This is a genomic window from Streptomyces sp. UNOC14_S4, from assembly GCF_020740835.1.
Taxonomy (GTDB): domain Bacteria; phylum Actinomycetota; class Actinomycetes; order Streptomycetales; family Streptomycetaceae; genus Streptomyces.
In genome coordinates, this window is sequence record NZ_JAINFC010000108.1 from 1 (window position 1) to 18,033 (window position 18,033).

Annotated in this window: 17 protein-coding genes; 11 read left to right on the top strand and 6 right to left on the bottom strand. The window is 72.7% G+C overall.

The window, feature by feature from the left end; genetic code table 11:
- Positions 1–255 precede the first annotated feature (255 nt).
- Genes K6I34_RS12730 through K6I34_RS12740 form a run of 3 tightly spaced genes read left to right on the top strand, consistent with a single transcriptional unit; the run spans position 256 to position 1,622 of the window.
- Entirely contained in the window at positions 256–390 is a 135-nt protein-coding gene (locus K6I34_RS12730; protein WP_229325397.1) for an SPW_0924 family protein, read from the top strand.
- Positions 391–405: 15 nt separating this feature from the next.
- On the top strand, positions 406–1,434 hold the full coding sequence (locus tag K6I34_RS12735) for a DUF3068 domain-containing protein (protein ID WP_229325399.1): 1,029 nt from the start codon (positions 406–408) through the stop codon (positions 1,432–1,434).
- On the top strand, positions 1,431–1,622 hold the full coding sequence (locus K6I34_RS12740) for a hypothetical protein (protein ID WP_229325427.1): 192 nt from the start codon (positions 1,431–1,433) through the stop codon (positions 1,620–1,622). Before K6I34_RS12735 ends, K6I34_RS12740 begins: the two co-directional genes overlap by 4 nt.
- Before the next feature lie 49 nt (positions 1,623–1,671).
- Here K6I34_RS12740 and hrpB read toward each other — a convergent pair whose 3' ends face one another.
- Positions 1,672–4,212 (bottom strand): ATP-dependent helicase HrpB, encoded by a 2,541-nt coding sequence (gene hrpB, locus K6I34_RS12745; protein ID WP_229325401.1) that lies wholly within the window; start codon positions 4,210–4,212, stop codon positions 1,672–1,674.
- Between the two features lie 41 nt (positions 4,213–4,253).
- Complete coding sequence (locus tag K6I34_RS12750) at positions 4,254–5,075, bottom strand: class I SAM-dependent methyltransferase (RefSeq protein ID WP_229325403.1); 822 nt, start codon at positions 5,073–5,075, stop codon at positions 4,254–4,256.
- A 448-nt stretch (positions 5,076–5,523) separates the two neighbouring features.
- Between K6I34_RS12750 and rpsA the strand changes: the two genes are divergently transcribed.
- The 6 genes from rpsA (at position 5,524) to K6I34_RS12780 (ending at position 10,327) form a co-directional block, all read left to right on the top strand.
- A complete protein-coding gene (gene rpsA, locus K6I34_RS12755) occupies positions 5,524–7,017 on the top strand; it encodes a 30S ribosomal protein S1 (RefSeq protein ID WP_121797733.1) in 1,494 nt (497 codons plus the stop codon).
- 181 nt (positions 7,018–7,198) lie between these two features.
- Positions 7,199–8,143: a PAC2 family protein gene (locus tag K6I34_RS12760; RefSeq protein ID WP_229325405.1), complete on the top strand. Its 945-nt coding sequence runs from the start codon at positions 7,199–7,201 to the stop codon at positions 8,141–8,143.
- 76 nt (positions 8,144–8,219) lie between these two features.
- Positions 8,220–8,819: a dephospho-CoA kinase gene (coaE, locus tag K6I34_RS12765; protein ID WP_229325407.1), complete on the top strand. Its 600-nt coding sequence runs from the start codon at positions 8,220–8,222 to the stop codon at positions 8,817–8,819.
- 113 nt (positions 8,820–8,932) lie between these two features.
- Positions 8,933–9,250: a hypothetical protein gene (locus K6I34_RS12770; protein ID WP_229325409.1), complete on the top strand. Its 318-nt coding sequence runs from the start codon at positions 8,933–8,935 to the stop codon at positions 9,248–9,250.
- Positions 9,247–10,014: a WXG100 family type VII secretion target gene (locus K6I34_RS12775; protein WP_229325411.1), complete on the top strand. Its 768-nt coding sequence runs from the start codon at positions 9,247–9,249 to the stop codon at positions 10,012–10,014. Before K6I34_RS12770 ends, K6I34_RS12775 begins: the two co-directional genes overlap by 4 nt.
- Entirely contained in the window at positions 10,007–10,327 is a 321-nt protein-coding gene (locus tag K6I34_RS12780; RefSeq protein WP_229325413.1) for a hypothetical protein, read from the top strand. The genes K6I34_RS12775 and K6I34_RS12780 overlap by 8 nt, the downstream gene beginning before the upstream one ends.
- A gap of 15 nt (positions 10,328–10,342) precedes the next feature.
- On the opposite strand, the gene K6I34_RS12785 is transcribed toward K6I34_RS12780, so the two are convergent.
- Complete coding sequence (locus K6I34_RS12785) at positions 10,343–10,921, bottom strand: hypothetical protein (RefSeq protein WP_229325415.1); 579 nt, start codon at positions 10,919–10,921, stop codon at positions 10,343–10,345.
- Positions 10,922–11,076: 155 nt separating this feature from the next.
- Here K6I34_RS12785 and K6I34_RS12790 point away from each other — a divergent pair, with 155 nt between their 5' ends.
- Positions 11,077–13,254: a toll/interleukin-1 receptor domain-containing protein gene (locus K6I34_RS12790; RefSeq protein ID WP_229325417.1), complete on the top strand. Its 2,178-nt coding sequence runs from the start codon at positions 11,077–11,079 to the stop codon at positions 13,252–13,254.
- A 132-nt stretch (positions 13,255–13,386) separates the two neighbouring features.
- Here the strand turns inward: K6I34_RS12790 and K6I34_RS12795 are convergent, their stop codons facing one another.
- The 3 genes from K6I34_RS12795 to K6I34_RS12805 all read right to left on the bottom strand — a co-directional run bounded on the left by K6I34_RS12795 (position 13,387) and on the right by K6I34_RS12805 (position 15,585).
- On the bottom strand, positions 13,387–13,656 hold the full coding sequence (locus K6I34_RS12795) for a DUF6343 family protein (RefSeq protein WP_229325419.1): 270 nt from the start codon (positions 13,654–13,656) through the stop codon (positions 13,387–13,389).
- Between the two features lie 75 nt (positions 13,657–13,731).
- Positions 13,732–14,301: a methylated-DNA--[protein]-cysteine S-methyltransferase gene (locus K6I34_RS12800; protein ID WP_229325424.1), complete on the bottom strand. Its 570-nt coding sequence runs from the start codon at positions 14,299–14,301 to the stop codon at positions 13,732–13,734.
- A gap of 318 nt (positions 14,302–14,619) precedes the next feature.
- Positions 14,620–15,585 (bottom strand): glycerophosphodiester phosphodiesterase family protein, encoded by a 966-nt coding sequence (locus K6I34_RS12805; RefSeq protein ID WP_229325421.1) that lies wholly within the window; start codon positions 15,583–15,585, stop codon positions 14,620–14,622.
- A gap of 303 nt (positions 15,586–15,888) precedes the next feature.
- Between K6I34_RS12805 and uvrB the strand changes: the two genes are divergently transcribed.
- Positions 15,889–18,030 (top strand): excinuclease ABC subunit UvrB, encoded by a 2,142-nt coding sequence (gene uvrB, locus K6I34_RS12810; protein ID WP_238488787.1) that lies wholly within the window; start codon positions 15,889–15,891, stop codon positions 18,028–18,030.
- Positions 18,031–18,033 lie beyond the last annotated feature (3 nt).

Sequence of the window (18,033 nt, forward strand, 5' to 3'; positions counted from 1 at the left end):
GGTAGGGGTTCCTCGCGCAGTTCCCCGCGCCCCTCAAGACGGGGCTTCGCCCCGCCCTGTAAGGGGCGCGGGGAACTGCGCGCTCAGCCCCTACCGGCCCGTAGCCGCGCGCCGAGCGCAAGTGGCACCCCGGTGGGCGCGGGGTTCGGGGCGGGGCCCCGCCGTGGCGCGGCCCGCGCCACGGCGGTTCTCATCTGGTGCGGTCGTTGCTACCGTGCCCCACCTCTGACGCTCCATCAGCCAGGAGGTCGGGTCATGCGCGCACTGGTCGCGGCGGCCATAGGGATGGCCGCCGCGTTCGCCCTCGTCCTCGCCGTCACCGCGATCGGGCCGCCGGGCGGGCGGACCTCACCGAAGCCGCTGCTCACCACCGTCCCCGCGCACCCCTGACGCGGGGGCCCGGGCGTGCGCCGCCGCGCGAGTCTCGTCCTGCTCGCCTTCGCCGTCTTCTTCGCCGTCCTCGCGCCGCTGCTGCGCTGGTACGCGTTTCCCCGGCTGGCGAAGGTGCCCGCGGACCGCTATCAGACCGTGGTCCTGGAGGCGAAGGACGCCACGCTCATCGACTACAGCACCCTCGAACCCCGCAAGGTTTCCAGGATCACGATGGTCGAGACCCTCAGGGGCAATACGGAGCGGGCCCGCGAGGTCAGGGACGAGACGGGGCGTGACGTCGTCGTCTGGGACACCCTGACGTTCGTGGCCGGGCCCGACGGTGCGATGGTCTCGAAGATCCCCGAGCGCTACGTCTTCGACGCCCACAGCCAGCAGCCCGTGCACGAGGGCGGCGAGCACGTCGACGGCGCGCCGGTGCGGCGCGACGGCATCGAGTTCAAGTGGCCCTTCCTCGTACGGAAGCGCGACTACCAGTACTTCGACATGCAGACCCGTACGTCCGCCCCGATCCACTACCGCGGCACCCGCCGCTTCCACGGCCTGGACGTCTACTACTTCGAGCAGACCGTGCCGTGGACCCGGGTGCCCGTGCCGCAGGCGCTCCCGCTGGGGCTCACCCCCGAGGCCATCCGGCAGCTCGGCCTGGAGCGCTGGTACACGACCAAGCGCATGTTCTGGGTCGACCCGACGACCGGTGCCCCCGTCAACGGCGAGGAGATCCACCAGGAGGAGATGCGCTGGACCGGCCACCCGGAGAAGAAGCCGATCACCGCCTTCGCCGGGCACGTGAAGATGCGGCCCGACTACGTCGACTCCACGGTCGCCCTCGTCACCTCGCAGCGGCGCCTGGTGCTGCTGCTGACCAGTTGGCTCCCGTGGGGCTTCCTCGGCCTCGGGGGCGGGCTCCTGGCGCTGTCGCTCGTCCTGGAGGCCCGGTCGCGCCGTGCCCGTGCGCAAACGGCGGATGTGTCACACGATGGAGGGAAAAACCGGACTGCCACCCCCGGCGGGGGCTGGCCGCTGAGAGGAGACCCGCCGTGAAGGAGAGCCCCGAGGACATGTCCACCTCGTCCCGGCCGAGCCGGCTGTACACCGGCGGCGAGCGGCCTTTCGATCCCGAGGATCTTGTGATGGCGTCCGGCCATGACATCACGCCGGAGCGGCTGGAGCTGGCGAAGCAGCTGATAGAGGAGAAGGGGGCGGCGGCGATCGAGCGCTACCTGCCCTGACGCGGCGCTGGCTGTGCGGTGGTCCGGGTGCGCCCACCGGTCGGCGAGGCTAGCGCCGCGGGTTCGTCCGTCGGGTAGGCGGCGCGGCCATCGGGTCCTCCGGCCACGGGTGCCGCGGGTAGCGCCCGCGCAGTTCCGCCCGTACCGCCCGGTACCCGTCCCGCCAGAACGACGCCAGGTCGGACGTGACGGCCGCGGGCCGCCCTGCCGGGGAGAGAAGGTGGACGAGTACGGACACCCGTCCGTCCGCGACGCGCGGCACGTCGCGCCAGCCGAAGAGTTCCTGGAGCTTGACCGCGAGGACCGGCCGTTCGGCGCCGTAGTCGAGGCGTATCCGCGAGCCGCTCGGGACCTCGATGCGTTCGGGGGCCAGTTCGTCGAGACGTGCGGCGTCGCCGGATGCCCAGGGGAGCAGCCGCTCCAGTGCCTTGCCCGCGTCCAGGCGTTCCAGGTCGGCCCGGCGCCGGGCGCGGTCCAGGTCCCAGCCCAGCCAGTCGTCCAGGTGCGCGAGCAGTGCCTCGTCGGAGACGTCCGGCCAGGGTTCGCCCAGTTCGCGGTGGAGGAAGGCGAGACGCTGCCGCAGGCCGGCCGCCTCGGGGGTCCAGCGGAGGAGGCCCAGGCCCTCCCGTCGCAGTCCCTCGCACAGGGCCTCGCGGACGAGTGCGGGGTCCGGGTGCGTCAGCGGGCGGGCGGTGAGTTCCACCGCGCCGAGGCGCTCGACGGACCGTGCCACCACGTCCCGTCGCTCCTCGGACCAGCCGACCTCCTCGTCCGCGAGGAACAGCGCCCCCGCCGCCGCGCGGGCGGTGTCCTCGTCGATCAGCGCGCCCAGGGTCACGCGTGCCGACGCCGCCGTCACCGGCCGGTCGGCCACCGCGACGGCCAGCCACTGGCCGCTGCGCAGCCGCGAGCCCTCGCCCAGTTCGGCGCCGGTGCCGGAGGCCATCAGGTACGAGCCCTCGCCCCGCGCCCGTGCGACCCGCTCCGGGAAGGCGAGCGCGGCGACGAGCCCGGCGACGGCGTCGTCACCGCGGTCGGCGGCCGGAGGGACTCCCTCCACGGCCTTCTCCACGGCCTTTTCCAGGGCCTTCTCCAGCCGGCGGGTCTCCGCGCGCCAGCGGGCCGCGTACGCGTCGCCTCCGCGTCGCACCGCGCGCCAGGCGGCGGCCAGGTCGTCGCCGTACTCGCGCGGCGGCTCCTCGCTCAGCAGGGCCACCGCTTCGGCGGCCCGGCGCGCGCCCACCTCGCGGGCGCCGTCCAGCAGGGCGCGCGCCAGCCGCGGGTGCAGTCCGAGGCGGGCCATGCGGCGGCCCCGGTCCGTGGCCCGGCCGTCGGCGGTCACGGCCCCCGTGGCCGTCAGCACCTCGCGCGCGGCGGCCATGGCACCGGCGGGCGGCGCGTCGAGCAGCGCGAGCCCGGACGCGTCGGGGTCGCCCCAGCAGGCGGCCTGCAGGGCGAAGGCCGTGAGGTCGGCGACGGTGATCTCGGGGGCGGGGAAGCGGGGGAGCCGGGTGTCGTCGGCCTCTGTCCAGCAGCGGTACACGGTGCCCGGTGCCTCGCGTCCGGCGCGGCCCGCGCGCTGCCGGGCGGCGGCCCGGGAGGCCCGTACGGTCGTGAGGGCGCTCAGGCCGCGCGCGTGGTCCGTGCGGGGCTCGCGGGCCAGGCCCGCGTCCACCACGACGCGTACGCCCGGGACGGTCAGGCTCGACTCGGCGACCGAGGTCGCCAGCACCACCCGGCGGGTGCCCGAGCCGCCCGCCAGCACCGCGTCCTGCACGGCGGCCGGGGCCCGGCCGTGCACCTGGAGCACCTCGGCGCCCAGTGTGCCGGGGCCGCCGAGCCGCCCGGCCACCCGGGCGATCTCGCCGACGCCCGGCAGGAAGCACAGGACGTCGCCCTCGCGCTCGGCCAGCGCCTGCCGCACCACGTCCGCGACGTGGTCCAGCAGGGCGGGGTCCACGCGCATGCCGTGCGGGGGCCGCACCGGGCGGCGCGGCGGTGCCCATACGGCCTCGACCGGGTGCGAGACGCCCTGGGCCGCCACCACGGGGGCGTCGCCCAGCAGCCGGGCCCAGCCCTCCGCGTCGGTGGTGGCGGACGCCGCGACCAGCCGCAGCTCGGGCCGGAGCGCGGAGCGTACGTCCAGGAGGAACGCGGCGACCGTGTCGGCGTCCAGGTGCCGTTCGTGGCACTCGTCGAGGATCACCGTGTCGACGCCCGCCAGCTCGGGGTCGCGCTGCAGCCGCTGCAGCAGCACGCCCGTGGTGACCACCTCGACGACCGTCCCCGGCCCGGCGCGCCGCTCGCCGCGCACGGTGAAGCCGACGCGGTCGCCGACGGACTCGCCCAGCAGCCAGGCCATGCGGCGGGCGGCGGCCCGCGCGGCGATCCGGCGCGGCTCGGCGACGACGACGCGCCGCGGGCGCGTGCCGTCGTCCAGCAGTCCGGCGAGGGCCAGCGGCACCAGCGTCGTCTTGCCGGTGCCGGGCGGTGCGCACAGGACGGCCGCGCCGTGGCCGTCGAGGGCCTCGGCGAGCGCGGGCAGGGCGGTGCGGACGGGCAGCCGGTCGAGTGCGTCGGTGCGGATCACGTGCTCAAGTCTCGCTCAGGCCGCGCGGGGTGCCGGACGGGTCAGTCGCGTTCGCAGACGAAGACGGCCGTGCCCGGGATCAGGTGGCCGCGCAGCGGCGACCAGCCGCCCCACTCCTGGGTGTTCCAGTCGGGCCACTCCGGCTCGACCAGGTCCACCAGCCGGAAGCCCGCGGTGACCACGTCGCGCACGCGGTCGCCGAGCGTGCGGTGGTGCTCGACGTAGACGGCGCGGCCCTGTTCGTCCTGCTCGACGTAGGGAGTGCGGTCGAAGTAGGACGCGGCCACGGACAGCCCCTCGGGGCCGGGCTCGTCCGGGAACGCCCAGCGGATGGGGTGCGTCACCGAGAAGACCCAGCGGCCGCCGGGCCGCAGCACCCGGTGCACCTCGCGCATGACGCGCACGGGGTCGGCGACGAAGGGCACCGCGCCGTAGGCGGAGCAGGCCATGTCGAAGGAGCCGTCGGCGAAGGGCAGCGCGCCCGCGTCGGCCTCGACCAGCGGCACGCTGACGGCGCTGTCCGCGTCGTCGCCGATGCGCAGGGCGTGCTGGAGCTGCCGGTGGGAGAGGTCGAGGGCGACGGGCCGGGCGCCCTGTGCCGCCAACCAGCGGGAGCACTGCGCGGCACCCGCGCCGATCTCCAGGATGTCGAGGCCCGCCAGGCCGCTCGCCGGGCCCAGGAGCGCGGCGTCGGCCTCGTCGAGGCCCTCGGGGCCCCAGACGAAGCGGTCGTCGCCGAGGAAGGAGCCGTGTTCGTGCTGGTACTCGTCGGCGTTGCGGTCCCACCAGCCCCGGCTGGCCCGGCTGCTCTCCCGCTCCCCTGTGGCCCGTCGGGTCGCTTCCGGCTCGTACTCTTGGATCATCTGGACCGTGTGCCCTCGGCAGTAGTCTTCTACGACGTTTGTCGTATCTTTGCGGCAGCCGGTGGGTGTCCGGCCGGTTCCTGAGCGTAAAGCCAAGGCGTCCGCCGGTGCCCTCGTGGCCTCGCACAACACAAGTTGTGCCCGGTATGGGGGTTTCGTCCCGGGTGTGCGTCTTCGCGCATTGACCGTGCCCGGCTGCCCCCGTATGCTACAAGTTGCGCTGCGGGCCTGCGCGCCTCAGACGGAGCAGGTCGCGCTCGCACTTGTTGTATGTCCCCTCGGTTGTCGAGGCGCTTTCGATTGTTTTCGAGAGCCTTCGGGGGTTCTTCGGATCCCCCTGGTTCTCGGGACGGTGCGTCTCCTCGCTGTCCGGCTTCGGCGGTGCGATACGGGCTCTCGGCGTAGCAGTACCTACGACTTCAATGTCCGTACCGGAGCCCTTTCCCACATGACGAGCAGCACCGAGACCACCGCCACCACCCCGCAGGTTGCGGTCAACGACATCGGTAACGAGGAAGCCTTCCTCGCCGCGATCGACGAGACGATCAAGTACTTCAACGACGGCGACATCGTCGACGGCGTCATCGTGAAGGTCGACCGGGACGAGGTCCTGCTCGACATCGGTTACAAGACCGAGGGTGTCATCCCCTCCCGCGAGCTCTCGATCAAGCACGACGTCGACCCGAACGAGGTCGTCAAGGTCGGCGACGAGATCGAGGCCCTGGTTCTCCAGAAGGAGGACAAGGAAGGTCGCCTGATCCTCTCGAAGAAGCGCGCCCAGTACGAGCGTGCCTGGGGCACCATCGAGAAGATCAAGGAAGAGGACGGCATCGTCACCGGTACCGTCATCGAGGTCGTCAAGGGTGGTCTCATCCTCGACATCGGCCTCCGTGGCTTCCTGCCGGCCTCCCTGGTCGAGATGCGTCGTGTCCGCGACCTCCAGCCCTACGTGGGCAAGGAGCTCGAGGCCAAGATCATCGAGCTGGACAAGAACCGCAACAACGTGGTCCTGTCCCGCCGCGCCTGGCTGGAGCAGACCCAGAGCGAGGTCCGCCAGACCTTCCTCACCACCCTCCAGAAGGGCCAGGTGCGCTCCGGCGTCGTCTCCTCCATCGTCAACTTCGGTGCCTTCGTGGACCTGGGCGGCGTCGACGGTCTCGTCCACGTCTCCGAGCTGTCCTGGAAGCACATCGACCACCCGTCCGAGGTCGTCGAGGTCGGCCAGGAGGTCACGGTCGAGGTCCTGGACGTCGACATGGACCGCGAGCGCGTCTCCCTGTCGCTCAAGGCCACCCAGGAAGACCCGTGGCAGCAGTTCGCCCGGACCCACCAGATCGGTCAGGTCGTCCCGGGTAAGGTCACCAAGCTCGTTCCGTTCGGTGCGTTCGTGCGCGTCGACGAGGGCATCGAGGGCCTGGTCCACATCTCCGAGCTGGCCGAGCGCCACGTGGAGATCCCGGAGCAGGTCGTCCAGGTCAACGACGAGATCTTCGTCAAGGTCATCGACATCGACCTCGAGCGCCGTCGCATCAGCCTCTCGCTGAAGCAGGCCAACGAGTCCTTCGGTGCCGACCCGTCCGTGGTCGAGTTCGACCCGACCCTGTACGGCATGGCCGCGTCCTACGACGACCAGGGCAACTACATCTACCCCGAGGGCTTCGACCCCGAGGCCAACGACTGGCTGCCGGGTTACGAGAAGCAGCGCGAGGAGTGGGAGCGCCAGTACGCCGAGGCGCAGCAGCGCTTCGAGCAGCACCAGGCGCAGGTCATCAAGTCCCGCGAGGCGGACGCCGAGGCTGCCGCCGCCGGCGACCAGGCCGCTGCGCAGGCCGCTCCGGCCGGTGGCTCGTACTCCTCGGAGTCGGCCGACAACTCCGGCGCCCTGGCGTCGGACGAGGCGCTCGCCGCTCTCCGTGAGAAGCTGGCGGGCGGCCAGAGCTGAGGCTCTGACCGGACAGCTGACAGCTGACTGAGGCAAGGCCCGTTCCCCTCCGGGGGAGCGGGCCTTTCTTCATGCCCGGGGGCCTGCTGTGTGTCCGCACTGTGTCGTGATGCGGGCCGCGGGAATGGTCCCGCCCTCCACGGACGTTCCCCTGTACGGAACATGAGGAGGAGCGGTCACTGTGTTGGATCCGCAGGGTTTGTACGAATGGGAGCCCAAGGGGCTCGCCGTAGCCGACCTCGCCTTGGCGCAGGACTCGGCGGGCCTGGTCATGCTCTACCACTTCGACGGTTACATCGACGCGGGCGAGACCGGCGACCTGGTCGTCGCCCGGCTGCTCGACGGCCTGCCGCACCAGGTCGTCGCCCGCTTCGACCACGACCGGCTCGTCGACTACCGGGCCCGCCGCCCCCTGCTGACCTTCCAGCGCGACCACTGGAGCGCCTTCGAGGCCCCGACGATCGAACTGCGCCTGGTCCAGGACGCCACGGGGGCGCCCTTCCTGCTGCTGTCCGGCCCCGAGCCGGACGTGGAGTGGGAGCGCTTCGCCGCCGCCGTGCGGCAGATGGTCGAGCGGCTCGGCGTACGGCTGTCCGTCAACTTCCACGGCATCCCCATGGGCGTGCCGCACACCCGGCCCGTCGGCATCACCCCGCACGGCAACCGCGTCGACCTGATGCCCGGTCACCGCAGCTACTTCGACCAGGCCCAGGTGCCGGGCAGCGCGGAGTCGCTCGTCGAGTTCCGGCTCGCCGAGGCGGGGCACGACGTCCTCGGCGTCGCGGCGCACGTCCCGCACTACGTCGCCCGCTCCCCGTACCCCGATGCCGCGCTGACCGCCCTGGAGGCGATCACGGCCGCCACGGGTCTCGTCCTGCCGAACACCGCGCACGCGCTGCGTACCGAGGCGCTGCGTACGCAGGAGGAGATAGAGCGGCAGATCTCCGAGGGGGACGAGGAACTCGTCGCCCTGGTCCGCGGTCTTGAGCACCAGTACGACGCGGTGGCCGGCGCGGAGACGCGGGGCAATCTGGTGGCCGAGCCCGTGGAGCTGCCGTCGGCCGACGAGCTGGGCGCCGAGTTCGAGCGCTTCCTCGCCGACCGGGAGGGCGACGGCGGCCACTGAGCGGCAGTCGAGCAGTAGTCATCCCGGGGGGAGGGCGACGGCCGCCGCCGGACCGCCGCCCGCTACCGTGGGGCCCATGGTGAAAGTGGGCCTCACGGGTGGCATCGGCGCGGGCAAGAGCGAGGTGTCACGGCTGTTCGCCTCCTACGGGGCGGTGGTCGTGGACTCCGACCGGATCGCGCGCGAAGTGGTCGAGCCGGGCACGCCCGGTCTCGCGGCGGTCGTCGCCGAGTTCGGGGAGGACGTCCTGACGCCCGAGGGCGCGCTCGACCGGCCCCGGCTCGGCTCCGTCGTCTTCGCCGACCCCGGCCGCTTGGCCGCGCTCAACGCCATCGTGCACCCGCTCGTACGGGCACGCTCGGCCGAACTGGAGGCGGCGGCAGCACCGGACGCGGTCGTCGTCCACGACGTGCCCCTCCTGGTCGAGAACGGCCTGCAGTCCCTCTACGACCTGGTCGTCGTCATCGACGCGAGCGAGGAGACCCGGCTCGGCCGGCTCGTACGGCTGCGCGGCATGAAGCCCGAGGAGGCGCGGGCTCGGATGGCCGCGCAGGCGACGCGCGAACAGCGCCTGGCCGTGGCGGACTTCGTCATCGACAACGACGGCCCGCTGGAGGCACTGGCCCCGCAGGTCGAACGGGTCTGGAAGCGGCTCGCGGAGCGCGCTGCCGAGTAGGGGCAGCACGAGGGGAAGTCAACTCCCCTTTCGAGTGAGCGGGTTCGACGCCGGTGGGCGCGACTGCGTTAGCATGCGGCCGCGTTGATCACCGGCGACGGAAGCGACCCCCCATGGCTTTATCTGTACCGGCGGCAAAACTGCACGACTTCGCGGACCTGCTGCGCCGGGCCGCCGACGACGCCGCCGAGGCGCACGGCTACGCGCGGCGGTACGGCGTCGTCGCCCGCGGCGAGCAGGGCCTGCTGACCAGGATCATCGACCTGCACGACGAACTGGCCGCCACCGTGACCGCCACGATGGGGCGGCTGGAGGCCACCCTGCGGGCGTCCGCGGGCGACGTGGACACGGCGGCCGGTCACTACCGCGCGTCGGATCAGCGGGAGGAAGCGCGCATGCGTGCCGCCCGGGTGAGGGCGGCGGAGCGATGACGGGCGGCGGCACGGACATCAAGGGCGCGACGCGCCCTGTCGACCACCTGAAACCCCCTGGCGAGCCCGAGGAGTTCTTCTCCCCGCTCGACCTGCTCAACGACGCCGGAGACCTGGTCAGCCCGGCGTTCTGGGTGTCCGAGGTCCTGGAGTTCGCGATCTCCTGCAACCCGCTGGAGGAGAGCAGGAAGTACTTCGCGGGGGACTGGGAGGCGTACGCGCGGGTCGCCGGGACGTGGGCGAACCTCGCCGCGTTCTGCGAAGCGCTCGCCGCCGATATCGAGTCCGGGAACCGCCTGCTGGGCACCGACTGGCAGGGCGAGGGCGCGGACGCGGCCGGTGCCCGTTTCACCGCGCTGTGCGCGAAGCTCCGTGCCATCAAGGGCGCGCTGGAGAACATGCGCGACGAGTACGGCGCGGCCGCGCACGCGATCTCCGTGGCGAGCGAGGCGGTCGGGCAGTTCCTCGGCCTGATCGGCGACGCCGCGGCGACGGCCGCGATCGCGTGGGCGGCGGGCGCGGCCATGTCCTGGACGGGCTGGGGCGCGGGCGTCGGCTACGGCCTGGCGGCCACCGAGGTGCTGCGGATCTGCGACCTGTGGGCCGAGGCGACCAGGACCGTCAACAGCCTTCAGCTCGGGATCGACGCCGTGTACGGGGTGCTGGTCGACGTCGGTGCCGAGCTGGCGGCCGTTCTCGAGGACTTCCCGAGCCTTCCGGCTCCGTCCGCGGCGCCGTCGGCAGGGAGCGTGGGACATGTCTGAACAGCAGGTCGGCCACGAGGAGTTCCTGGCCCCCGGGCGCGGCCGGGCGCAGGCCCGCGCCGTTCGCGAGGCCCTGCGCGTGATGGCCGACGGCGGCGCCGGTGAGGTCCTCCAGGAAATGGCGCAGGACGTCCTCTCCGGCCGGACCGGCCTCCGGGAGGCCCTGCGCGTGGGTCCCTACGCCGCCGCCATCGGTGAACGGGTGCGCGCCGCACACGCCGAGTGGCGGCGCATGCCCGCCGCCGAGCGCGACCGGCTGCTGGCGGAGGCCCGCCGTCTGCTCGCGGAGCGGGACCACGAGGGCCCGGGCTGACCCGGAATCCTCACCTCACCCCGTCCGGGCTCCGGGGGGGTAGGGCGTAGTGGCCGGTCGTAACAGGTCCGCCGAGCCCGCCACTTCCGCGAGCGCGTTCGCGAGACCGATGAGCACCTCCCGCACCGTGGCGATCTCGCCGCGCAGCTCCGCCGCGTGCTCCCAGCTCCGCTCGTGCGCGACCGGGTCCGTGCCCGACGGGCGCAGGGCCTCGTGGGCGGCCAGGCGCGGGTGCCAGTCGGCGAGCAGCGGGCGCAGCGCCTGGTTGAGTACGGTCACGGCCAGCGCGCCGAAGGTGAGGCGGCCGGGGCCGCGGCGCGGGGCGACGTCCGGGCCGTAGCGGCGCAGGATGTCACGGGTGGTGCCGAAGAGGCTGTAGAACGAGGTCAGGGCCTCCCTCAGGAAGCCGTCGTCCGGGCCCAGTTCCACCGTCGAGACCCGCGTGGCCAGCTCCACGTACAGCTCCCAGGCGGCCTTGCGCTCGGCCTCGACCGGCTCCCATACGCCGGTGACCTCCCCGAGCAGCGGAATCGTCAGCCGGACCGTGACCTGCTTCGGCCTTCCCCGGCCCGCGGCGTTGCGCATCCGTCGCATGATCTCCCTCCCCGGGACTCCACAGTAGGCTAGGGCCCGCCGTGCGGCAGGGGATCGGCCCGGAAGAGCCCAGAAGGGGCCTGGAAGGGGCCTGGAAGAGGCCGGAAGCCGGCAGGATCTCCGGGGAGAGCCGCCGGGGAGAAGGAGAAGAGAGCGTGGCGGAACGGACTCCCCCGGTGTGTCCCCCGGAGTGGGACGTGTTCCTCAGCTACAGCCGTGGTGACGCCCGCCGCATCGCTCCGCTCCGCGACCGGCTGCTCGCGAGCGGCCTGCGGGTCTTCGTCGACGAGGTCACCGTCGTCGGGTTCGCGGGTATCAGCGACAGCATCCGGGACGGCCTGGCGCGTTCCAAGGCGCTGCTGGCCTGGTATTCCGCGGGCTATCCCGAGCGGCTGGCCTGCCAGTGGGAGCTGACGGCCGCTTATCTCGCGGGGCTGGGCGAGGGCGACCCGCGCCGCCGGGTCATGGTGGTCAACCCCGAGCGGTCCGCGGACCACATCCACCCCGTCGAACTGCGCGACGCCAGGCACTGGCCGCTCCCGGACGGCCCGGCCGCGCTGGACGCGCTGGTCGCGGATGTACGGGCGCACGTCGCGGCGCTCGCCGGGCCGATCGGCGCCACGGAGACCGTGCCCGCGGCGCACTGGCTGCCCGGCCCCGCGCCGTCGCCCGCCCCGTCCTTCACCGGCGGGCTGCCGCTGCTGTGGCAGGTGCACAGCTTCCTGCACCGTTATGCCGCGCCGCTCACCACCGGTCACACCGCTGCCCGACCGGTGCAGATCCGGGGCGCGGCGGGCATGGGCAAGACCCTGCTCGCGCAGGAGTACGCGACGCGGTTCGCCGCGGCGTACCCCGGCGGGATCCACTGGCTGGCCCGCGACCCGGAGCCGTTCCAAGGGGTGGCGGGGCCGCCGTACGGGCCGTTCGGACCGTACGAGGGCGGCCTGCGGGCGCTCGCCGCGGCCCACGGCCTGCAGTCCGCCGGGGGAGTGGAGGAGGTCGTCGCGCGGCTGCGGGAGCATGTCGCGCGGCTCGGCGAACCGTTCCTCTGGGTCGTCGACGACCTGCCCGGCGGGCTCACCACGCACCAGGTGGCCCGGCTGTGCGCGCCGCACCCGCTCGGGCACACCCTGCTCACCACGCGCAGCCGTCACTACGAGGCGCTGGCCGCGTCCGTCGAACCGGGCCCGCTCGGCGCCGACGCCGCGTACGCCCTGCTCACCCATGCCGCCGAGCCCTCCGGCCCGGAGGAGCGGGCCGCCGCCGAGGCGCTGTGCGCCGCGGTCGCGGGGCATCCGCTCGCGCTGGACCTGTTGTCGTCGGGCGCCGCCGACGGCTACATCACGCTCCACGACCGCTTCCACACGCCCGGCCGCTCCCTGCTCGACCGGCTCGCGCAGGGCCGTGTCCTGCCCACGGGGTATCCCGCCGAGGTGACGGCCGCTCTCGTGCGTGACGTGCCCGCGGCCGGGCCGTCCGCGATGGACGTGCTGCGCCTCGCGGCCGCTTTCTCGCCGACCCCGCTGACCAGGGACGACGCCGTACGGGCCCTGTCGTCGGCGGTCGCGGTCCCGGACATCGCGACGGCCCGGCGCCTCGACGCGGGCATCGCCGAGCTGCGCGGCCGCAGCCTGCTCGCCCCCGAGGGGGCCGGGGCCTGGTCGACGCACCCGCTGACCGTCCACGCCTGGCTGCGCCACGATCCGGAACCCGCCCGTGCCGAACTGCTCCGCCACGCCGTGCTGCAGACCCTGCGCACCGCGTACGGCACTACCCTGGTCCGCGGCGGAGGCCGCCCCGGCACGACCGGTACGAGCACGAGGGAGCCGCAGATGAGGCCGTACACGCCCACGCCCATGCAGCGGAACGGCGTGCCCAGCGAGCTGGAGCGCATGGCCGCCTTCGACCTCCAGGTCGAACTCGCCACCCGTATCGGGGTGCAGGAACTCGCGCCCGGCTCCGGCAGCCTGCGCGAGGCGCTCGGCTCGCTCCACGCGATGTTCGAGTTCACGCGCTCCACGCTGCGGCAGTACAGCATCGGCCTGGCGGCGGACCAGTCGTCCGCCGACGGCGGGGTGCGCACCGTGCACGGCATCGCCTACGACCTGCTCAACCGGATTCTGCGGCCCTTCACCTCCGAGTGGCATCCCCGGCTGTCGGCATACGAGGCCCAACGGCCGGAGGGCGTCAGCCCTGTGGCCCACGAACAGGCATGGTCGGACGGCCCCTCGATGCGCGCCGCCCTCACGGGTCTGCGGGAGCCGCTGCTCCGCGTCGTCGGCGAACTGGCGGAGATCTCGGGGGCGGACTTCGGCCTGCCGGCGGCGGGCTGAAGCCACGGGAGTGGGACGCCCCGTTTAAGGGGCGCGGGGAGCTGCGCGACAAGGCCCCACCGACCTGCAGACGCGCACTGGCCGTCTGTCCTTCCCCGGTGGGCGCGCACCCGCAGCGGGATCCAGGGGCGGTCACCGATCATCACGGCGACGTACCGGCTCGTACGGGGGCACGTCCCGCCCCGGTTGGAAGTGCGGCCCCTGCCGTATGCGGTGGATGACGACGGCCAGGTCCACCGCCGTCACCACGACGAGTACGGCGCACGCGATGGCCCACCCCGGGTGCCCGGCGACGGCGAAGAGGACCGTACCGCCGATGGCCCAGGCCAGCCCCCACGCGGCGAGTCCGCACCGCAGCCGCAGCGCGCTCCGCGCGTTCATCGGTTCGTTGCCGGTACGCATGGGCAGCATCTCCCACTACCAGCATCCACCCTCCGGCGCCCGCGCGCGGGCGCCGGTCCGCGTCAGAGGTCCGCGTCAGAAAAGAGGCTCCGGAAGCACCCCTTCGAGGGACAGCAGGGCCCGTTTGATCTCCAGTCCGCTGCCGAACCCGCCGAGTCCGCCGTTGCTCTCGACGACGCGGTGGCAGGGCACCACCACCGGCAGCGGATTGCTTCCCATCGCCATGCCCACGGCCCGCGCCGCCCCGCGCTCCCCGAGACGGTCGGCGAGGTCCTGGTAGCTGACGACGGTGCCGTACGGGACGCGGTCGGCGAGCTCGCGCAGCGCCCTGCGGTTGAAGCCCGAGGTCAGCGACCAGTCCAGGGGGACGGAGAAGGTCTTCCCGTGCCCGGCGAAGTACGCGACGAGCTCGGCGGACGCCCGGGTGAGGACGTCCTGCGCGGGGCCCGGGCGGGACGTGGGCGCGGCGCCGATACGCCGCGTGAGGCGTTCGACGGTCTTCGCCGCCCGCTTCCCGTCGGCGCGGAACTCGATCGCGAGCAGCCCGTCCGGCGTCGCGGCGAGCCCCAGTGGGCCGATCGGCGACCCGATCGTCGTCCAGGCCCACTCCCGCGCGCCCGGCTCGCGCGCACCGGACTCCTGCACCCCTGGCCGCCGGGCCGTCTCGTCCCCGCTCACCTTTTCTATGTCCGTCACCCGTTCAGCGTAGGGCGTTCACCGTCGCCTCGGAGAGCTGTGCAGTGTCTGGCATGATGGCTGCTCCGCATGCGAGTTGCGAAGGCACAAGCCCGGCCGTGGCCGGTGGACCCGGTTTCCCGCGACGCTTGAGCATGCGAGACCTGCTGGGTGTAATTCCCGGCATGCGGGGCGTGAGTCACGCGTCTCGACCGCCCGGTGCCAGGGCGGTCAAGATGCAGGAGGTATCACCACCGCCAGTGGTGCCCTACTTGCAAGTTCGGCTGTTCACGGCTGAGAAGCTGACAAGAAGTCCAGGGGCCCCAGAAAGGAGAGCGGCAGGCCCGGCGTCGCGTAGTCCTCCTCGTCGGTCAGCGCCGCCTCCACGACCTGCGGGGCGTTGCTGATGATCGCGTCCACGCCCATGCGCGCGAGCGCGACGGCCCTGTCGCCGTCGTCGACCGTCCACGCGGACACCTCCAGCGGCCTGCCGTGCGGGCCCTTCACCGCGTGCACGGCACGCACCCAGGCCGTTGTGACCCTGCGCTGGCTCGGGTTGATCTGGTCGGCGAACGCCGCGTACGCGCGCAGCTGCCGGGCCCCGGGCGCGCCCAGGAAGCCCGTCCGCACCTCCGGGCGCAGCCCGTGGAAGGTCCGCAGGGAGCGCGCGTCGAAGCTCTGGACGACCAGGGAGTCCCGGACGTGGGCGGCGTCGAGCCACCCGGACCGCCGCAGTTCGGCGGCCAGCTGCCGCTCGATGCCCGGGTAGAGGTCCGGGGCCTTGATCTCCAGCAGCAGCCGCTGGTGATTGTGGTCGACGCGCTGGAGGTAACGCCTGAGCGTGGGCACCCGTTCCCCGGTGAAGCGGCGGCCGAACCAGCGCCCGGCGTCGAGTTTCTCGATCTCGGTGAGGGTGAAGTCCGCGACCTTCCAGGGCGCGCGCCCTGGGAAGCGCCGCTTGACGTCGGTCGTGCGCTCCAGGGTCGTGTCGTGCACGACGACCAGGGCCCCGTCCTTGGTGCGCTGCACGTCGTTCTCCACCCAGCGGATGCCGAGCGCGGCGGCCTTGTCGATCGAGGCCAGGGTGTTCTCGGGGGCGCGCACCGGCACACCCCGGTGGCCGATGGTGACCGGCAGCCGCGTCTGCTCGGCGGCCCGCGCGTGCTGCACGGGGAGCACAGGGAGCAGGGGGAACACGAGGGCCGCCAGTCCGAGCAGCGCACCGGTCACGGCGGAGACGGGACGGACGCGCATACGGGCTCCTCGCTGCCTGCGGCCACGGGCCGCGGCCGTGGGCACGGCGGCGTGCCGGACCCGGGCCCCGGCGTACGGGACGGTCGTACAGCACACGAATACGCGATCATGCCGAGGCAGGTACACAGGATCCACGGTCCCGTATACGCTTCCCCGTCGCGCGTCCACCCGGGAGAACGGGTGGGCGAGAGGGCGGCGCGGTGGCGGGCGGCGACGGGCCGGAGAACCGTGGCCGGGCCAGGGGAGAGCCGGGGGAGAATCCGGCACGCGGCCGTTGTCAGTGGGGGGCCGTACGGTGGTGACATGCGGCCCGTATCGAAGATCGAACGCAAGGTGGCGCCTTTCGAGGTCGTCAGCTCCTTCCAGCCCAGCGGCGACCAGCCGACGGCCATCGCGGACCTGGAGCGGCGTATCCGCGCAGGTGAGAAGGATGTCGTCCTGCTCGGCGCGACCGGCACCGGCAAGTCGGCGACCACCGCGTGGATGATCGAGAAGCTCCAGCGGCCGACCCTGGTGATGGCGCCCAACAAGACCCTCGCGGCCCAGCTCGCCAACGAGTTCCGCGAGCTCCTGCCGAACAACGCGGTCGAGTACTTCGTCTCCTACTACGACTACTACCAGCCCGAGGCGTACGTCCCGCAGTCGGACACCTACATCGAGAAGGACTCCTCGATCAACGAGGAGGTCGAGCGGCTCCGCCACTCGGCGACGAACTCGCTGCTCACCCGGCGTGACGTGGTCGTCGTCGCCTCGGTGTCCTGCATCTACGGCCTCGGTACGCCGCAGGAGTACGTGGACCGGATGGTGCCCCTCAAGGTCGGCGAGGAGATCGACCGGGACCAGCTGCTGCGCCGCTTCGTGGAGATCCAGTACACCCGCAACGACCTGGCGTTCACCCGGGGCACGTTCCGGGTGCGCGGCGACACGATCGAGATCTTCCCGGTCTACGAGGAGCTCGCCGTCCGGATCGAGATGTTCGGCGACGAGATCGAGGCCCTCTCCACACTCCACCCGCTCACCGGCGAGGTCATCTCCGACGACCAGGAGCTCTACGTCTTCCCCGCCAGCCACTACATCGCCGGTGCCGAGCGCATGGAGAAGGCCATCGCGGGCATCGAGCGGGAGCTGGAGCAGCGGCTGGCCGGTCTGGAGAAGCAGGGCAAGCTGCTGGAGGCGCAGCGGCTGCGCATGCGCACCACGTACGACATCGAGATGATGCGTCAGATCGGCTCCTGCTCCGGCATCGAGAACTACTCGCTGCACATGGACGACCGCGAGCCCGGCTCCCCGCCCAACACCCTGCTCGACTACTTCCCGGAGGACTTCCTCCTCGTCATCGACGAGTCGCACGTCACGGTCCCGCAGATCGGCGCCATGTACGAGGGCGACGCCTCCCGCAAGCGCACCCTGGTCGAGCACGGCTTCCGGCTGCCGTCGGCCATGGACAACCGGCCGCTGAAGTGGGAGGAGTTCACCGAGCGGATCGGGCAGACGGTCTATCTCTCGGCGACCCCCGGGCCGTACGAGCTGTCGCGCTCCGACGGCTTCGTGGAGCAGATCATCCGGCCCACCGGCCTCGTCGACCCGGAGGTCGTCGTCAAGCCGACGGAGGGCCAGATCGACGACCTGGTGCACGAGATCCGCAAGCGCACCGAGCGCGATGAGCGCGTCCTGGTCACCACGCTCACGAAGAAGATGGCGGAGGACCTCACCGACTACTTCCTGGAGCTGGGCATCCAGGTCCGCTATCTGCACAGCGACGTCGACACGCTGCGCCGTGTCGAGCTGCTGCGGGAGCTGCGCGCCGGTGAGTACGACGTGCTGGTCGGCATCAACCTGCTGCGCGAGGGCCTCGACCTGCCCGAGGTGTCGCTGGTGGCCATCCTCGACGCCGACAAGGAGGGCTTCCTGCGGTCCGGGACGTCCCTGATCCAGACCATCGGCCGCGCGGCGCGCAACGTCTCCGGCCAGGTCCACATGTACGCGGACAAGGTCACTCCGGCGATGGAGAAGGCCATCGACGAGACCAACCGCCGCCGTGCGAAGCAGATCGCGTACAACAAGGAGCGGGGCATCGACCCGCAGCCCCTGCGGAAGAAGATCGGCGACATCGTGGCCTCGCTGGCCCGCGAGGAGATCGACACCCAGGAGCTGCTGGGCACGGGCTACCGCAAGGGGGACGACGGCGGCGGCAAGGGCAAGAAGGGCAAGGCTCCGGTGCCCGCGGCCTCCGGCAAGGCCGCGAAGGGCAAGAGCAAGGGCAAGGGCGCCGTGGTGCCCACGGACCGTCCCGCCGCCGAACTCGCCGAGACCATCGAGGAGCTGACCGAGCGTATGCGGGCCGCCGCCGCGGAGCTCCAGTTCGAGGTCGCCGCACGGCTGCGGGACGAGGTGAGCGAGCTGAAGAAGGAGCTGCGCCAGATGAAAGAGGCGGGGCTCGCGTAAGGG

Bases quoted from the DNA above. Each gene is read 5' to 3' on its own strand.
- uvrB (WP_238488787.1), top strand. From the start codon at position 15,889: ATGCGGCCCGTATCGAAGATCGAACGCAAGGTGGCGCCTTTCGAGGTC.
- K6I34_RS12795 (WP_229325419.1), bottom strand. From the start codon at position 13,656: ATGCGTACCGGCAACGAACCGATGAACGCGCGGAGCGCGCTGCGGCTG.
- K6I34_RS12750 (WP_229325403.1), bottom strand. From the start codon at position 5,075: ATGATCCAAGAGTACGAGCCGGAAGCGACCCGACGGGCCACAGGGGAG.
- K6I34_RS12780 (WP_229325413.1), top strand. From the start codon at position 10,007: ATGTCTGAACAGCAGGTCGGCCACGAGGAGTTCCTGGCCCCCGGGCGC.
- K6I34_RS12805 (WP_229325421.1), bottom strand. From the start codon at position 15,585: ATGCGCGTCCGTCCCGTCTCCGCCGTGACCGGTGCGCTGCTCGGACTG.
- coaE (WP_229325407.1), top strand. From the start codon at position 8,220: ATGGTGAAAGTGGGCCTCACGGGTGGCATCGGCGCGGGCAAGAGCGAG.
- K6I34_RS12770 (WP_229325409.1), top strand. From the start codon at position 8,933: ATGGCTTTATCTGTACCGGCGGCAAAACTGCACGACTTCGCGGACCTG.
- K6I34_RS12785 (WP_229325415.1), bottom strand. From the start codon at position 10,921: ATGCGACGGATGCGCAACGCCGCGGGCCGGGGAAGGCCGAAGCAGGTC.
- rpsA (WP_121797733.1), top strand. From the start codon at position 5,524: ATGACGAGCAGCACCGAGACCACCGCCACCACCCCGCAGGTTGCGGTC.
- K6I34_RS12730 (WP_229325397.1), top strand. From the start codon at position 256: ATGCGCGCACTGGTCGCGGCGGCCATAGGGATGGCCGCCGCGTTCGCC.
- K6I34_RS12775 (WP_229325411.1), top strand. From the start codon at position 9,247: ATGACGGGCGGCGGCACGGACATCAAGGGCGCGACGCGCCCTGTCGAC.